Below are 335 nucleotides of genomic sequence, written 5' to 3'. Positions count from 1 at the left end.
TCCGGCAAGCGCTCCACCCGGTCCAGCACCAGGTAGTGGCGGGCCCCAAAAATGTGGCCCACGTAGGGGTCGGCGCGCGGGTCCAGGCTCATGCAGAAGGTCGTCACGCCCTGGCGGGCGGCCTGTTCCACCGCTTTTTTCGCGTCCTGCCGCAGGTGGTTCGGGTCGCGCACGTCCACGTCGGCCGGCGCTCCGTCGGTGACCACCAGCAGCAGCTTCTTGCGGTGGCGCTGGGCCTGGAGCGCGGCCGTGGCGTGGCGGATGGCCGTGCCCATGCGGGTGGACCACTGCCCCTGCATGCCCGCCAGCCGGGCCTTGGCCAGCGCGTCGTAGGG

1 protein-coding gene is annotated in these 335 nt (G+C 72.2%); it reads right to left on the bottom strand.

The window, feature by feature from the left end; genetic code table 11:
* On the bottom strand, nt 1-335 hold a 335-nt coding region (locus HA630_RS02890; RefSeq protein ID WP_166832251.1), incomplete at both ends, for a VWA domain-containing protein.

This window comes from Aquabacterium sp. A08 (genome assembly GCF_011742065.1).
The sequence above is the reverse complement of the archived record's forward strand: the minus strand, read 5'-3'. Positions and strand labels throughout refer to the sequence as shown.